This window comes from Syntrophorhabdaceae bacterium (genome assembly GCA_035541755.1).
Classification (GTDB): domain Bacteria; phylum Desulfobacterota; class Syntrophorhabdia; order Syntrophorhabdales; family Syntrophorhabdaceae; genus PNOF01.
Map to the genome: position 1 here is coordinate 1 of DATKMQ010000022.1, position 4002 is coordinate 4002.

Consider the following 4002-nt stretch of genomic DNA (forward strand, 5'->3'; position numbering starts at 1 on the left):
GGGCTTACGGAAGAAAGGAAAATCAAATGGGTAAATCGAGCATGGGAGGAGATGTTCGGCTTTGAAAGCCAACAGTACATGGATCAGGATGCCTCGATAGTTTATCCCTCGCAGGCACAGTATGAAAGGGTCGGCAAAGAAATGTACCCGGACCTAAGCCTTGGGCTCGTCACTCAAACCGATGCCACGTTCATACGACAAGACGGTTCCATCTTTGACGGCCACATAAGGATGAAAGCTCTAGATCCGTTTAATCCTTCCAGGGGAACCATTGCCGCAATCACGGACATAACAGAAAGAAAACAGGCCGAGGAAGCCCTAAGTAGGAGTGAGAAGAGCTTCAGGGCCATCTTTGAAAATCAGCATGTAGTGATGCTGCTCATCGATCCAGAGACCGGCAAGATAGAGGACTGCAGTCCAGCAGCGTGTGCCTTTTATGGCTATTCCAGGGAAGAACTGGTGAAAAAGAAGATTACCGAAATCAACACCCTTCCCCAGGAAAAGATATCTGAGCTACTCCAAAAGGCTAAACAGCAGCAACAGAGATTCTTTGACTTCCGCCACCGTCTGGCTGGCGGGGAAGTCCGAGATGTTGAAGTTTATACCGGGCCCGTTGCTTTTGGTGGGAGGACAGTTTTGTTTTCTATCGTCATTGACGTGACAGACCGAAGACAGGTGCAAGAGGCTCTGCGAGAATCGGAAGAAAAGTATCGGGTCCTGGTGGAGAAGGCTCACGAAGCAATCCTTGTTGCTCAGGACGGATATCACAGGTTCGTGAATCCGGCCGCTGCGAGAATCTGGGGATACAGTCAGGAGGAGTTGCTCTCTAGACCTTTCGGGGAATTCATCCACCCCGATGACCGGGACATGGTTGTGAACCGATCATTGCGGCGGGCCCAAGGAGAGGAGATCCCGGAGCGTTATGCTCACAGGGTATTGACTAAGGACGGAAAAACCAGGTGGATAGAAATTGATTCCGGTCCAATTTCATGGAAAGGCAGGCCCGCGGTACAGGTCTTCGCGACCGATATTACTGAACGCAAGCAGATGGAAGAGGAACTCAAGGAAAGTCACGAGTGGTATCGTAATCTAGTGGAGGAAAGTTTTCATGGCATGTTTGTCCAACAGGGTTCAAAGATCATTTTCGCCAACTCACGACTCCACGAGATGTTGGGTTATTCTCCTCAGGAAGTGCAGGGGCTGGATCACTGGCTAATATATCATCCGGATTACCGGGCAGTAACAAGCCAGAGAGCCATTGCCCGCATGCGAGGCGAGGAGGTTGTCTCACCGTACGAGGTCAAATTGCAGCGAAAAGACGGTACGTTCTTCGACGGTGAGATCACCGCCCGAGCAATGACAGTGAGAGGCGAGCCGGGTGTGCAGGTATGGCTGAGAGATGTCTCAGGTCGAAAGCGCTCGGAACTTGCTCGTCGGCGTCTGGCTACAGCAGTGGAACAGGCGGAGGAGACAATAGTGATCACTGATCCCTCTGGGTCAATCCAGTACGTAAACCCTGCGTTCGAAAAGATCACCGGATATACCAAGAATGAAGTGCTCGGTAGGAACCCGAGCATTCTGAAAAGTGGTGAACAGGAAGAGGGATTCTACAGAGACCTCTGGAATAGTATCACGCACGGCAAGGTTTGGAGGGGACGTTTTATCAACAGGAGAAAGGATGGAAAGCTTTACACGGAGGACGCTACAATTTCTCCGGTCCGAGATAGAGCCGGAAGGATTGTGAATTTCGTGGCCGTGAAGCGGGATGTTACTGATGAGCTGGCAGTTCAACAGCAGCTCCTCCAGGCCCAGAAGATGGAGGCAGTGGGGACGCTAGCGGGCGGTATCGCCCATGATTTTAATAACCTTCTCCAGGTTACCCTCGGGTACTCAGAACTCTTACTCAACGAGAAAAGCCCGAATGATGCCGAATATGAAGACCTTCACAAGATCCATCATGCATCTCAAAGCGGGGCCGAATTGGTACAAAAGCTTCTCGCGTTTGGTAGAAAGGCTGATTCCAAGCCCGTTCCTTTGGACATTAACAGGCAAGTAAAGGGAGTGGAAGAACTCCTGCGGCGCACCATTCCACGAATGATAGACATTCGGCTTGAACTGGCAGAGGACTTGGAGAGGGTGAACGCAGATCCGGGTCAGGTTGACCAGGTAATCATGAACCTTGTGGTGAATGCGATGGATGCCATGGGCGAGACAGGGTCCCTCACTATCAGTACCGAAAACGTGATACTCGACGAAGATTACTGCCGACTGCACCTGGAAGCCAAACCAGGCTCCTATGTTTTGCTTTGTGTTTCTGATACCGGCCAGGGAATGGACAAGGAAACTTTAGGACATATCTTCGAGCCATTTTTTACTACCAAGGAATTGGGAAGGGGAACTGGGCTGGGATTGGCCACGGTGTACGGAATCATCAAGCAGCACGGCGGTCACATTATCTGTTACAGCGAAACAGGCAGGGGAACCACGTTCAAGGTGTATTTCCCTGCCATAGAAAACCAGGAGGAACAAAGGGTGCAAGACAGCGACTTTGTGCCTGCATTCGGTATCGAAACCATTCTGCTCGTTGACGATGAAGAGTTTGTAAGAGAGCTGGGGGTCAGGATTCTCGGCAAGGCAGGTTACCAGGTGCTTGTGGCAGGGAACGGCAGAGAAGCCCTGGATCTGTTGAAGAAGGAGCGAACACACATTTCCTTGGTAGTCTTGGATCTGATTATGCCAGAGATGGGTGGTAGGGAATGTCTCCGGGAGCTGCAGAAAATTGATCCCCAAGTAAAGGTCCTTGTGGCCAGCGGGTATTCGGCTGATGCGTCAGTAAAAGAGATGCTTCACATGGGTGCAAAGGGCTTTGTAAACAAGCCGTTCCGCATAAAGGAACTGCTCCGCGATGTTCGCAGGATACTCGACGAGGATTGAGATTGCTCTCGATTAGCCTTCCGCCAATGGGTTAGAAAGGGGTATCGAGTGCCTGATCCAGAGAAGGCAGTAGGCTGCATAATTATGCATAGACTCCGATAGGAGGACGCAGATTCAATGAATGAGACCCCCCAAAAGACCATTAAGGCCAAAGAATTTCTCGCTTCCTTCAGGGAAAAACCCGATGACTTCTATCTTTTGGAAAAATACGGAATCAGCCTCGTTCAACTGAAACGGGTTTACGCTGCACTCATTGAAAAGGGGCTGCTATCGGAATATGAATACTACGGGCGGGAGAAAAAGGCTCCTGGGATGGAAGAAAGGCAGCGCCCGCAGCTATCAGCATCTACCGCTGTCGGCATTGTTGAAGAACCCTCGGAGACATTGACCGACCGCATTTTAAATTCGGGATATTATTTGGACACGAGGGTCTCGAAGGCGATCTCTGACGCAATAAGTACTCGGAAGCGCAGAGTAAGCCAGAATATAGATTCAGAGAAGGACGAGGAAAGTACGATGGACCTCTGTCCAAAGTGTCAGAAGCCTAAAGATCCATCTTCTCCCAGCGAGTGCCCCTACTGTGGCGTCGTGTTTGAAAGGATTAGCCCTGGAAAGAAGGATAAAGAGGGTAAGTCGACGATCTTAGCACCGGGAGATTTGCGCTGAGCTGCCATGATAGAAATTGGCCATGGTAGAACTTTGACGAATTCACAAGCTTGCTGTTTTCCAAAGCGCTTCCTGAATTTAGCGCTTCTTAGACGTGGTTGCAAAACTCATAAACATTTTTTCAACGTTACCATGACGCACGCGAGCTGGAAGAAGGCCACGAACATATTGATATGATTCTCATATCTAACGACGATGCGTCGGTAGTTTGTGATCCAACTGAACGTTCGCTCGATTGCATATCGTCTCCTGTAGCGATCCCATAGTCGGTCATCCTGTCGATTGACGTTGCGATGGTTTTTCGATGCGGAACAAGAAGATTGATGCCTCTCTTCTTCAAACGCTTGCGAGCCGGGTCGCTGTCATAGGCCTTGTCTCCGATCACTCGCTTCGGTCGGGTCC

3 protein-coding genes are annotated in these 4002 nt (G+C 50.4%); 2 read left to right on the plus strand and 1 reads right to left on the minus strand.

The window, feature by feature from the left end; translation table 11 throughout:
- The coding region (locus VMT62_01755; protein ID HVN95129.1) for a PAS domain S-box protein at positions 1–2934 on the plus strand (2934 nt) is incomplete at its 5' end.
- 117 nt (positions 2935–3051) lie between these two features.
- On the plus strand, positions 3052–3600 hold the full coding sequence (locus VMT62_01760; protein HVN95130.1) for a hypothetical protein: 549 nt from the start codon (positions 3052–3054) through the stop codon (positions 3598–3600).
- A gap of 127 nt (positions 3601–3727) precedes the next feature.
- Here the strand turns inward: VMT62_01760 and VMT62_01765 are convergent.
- Positions 3728–4002, minus strand: a 275-nt coding sequence (locus VMT62_01765) for a hypothetical protein (GenBank protein HVN95131.1), incomplete at its 5' end; no start/stop codon positions are given.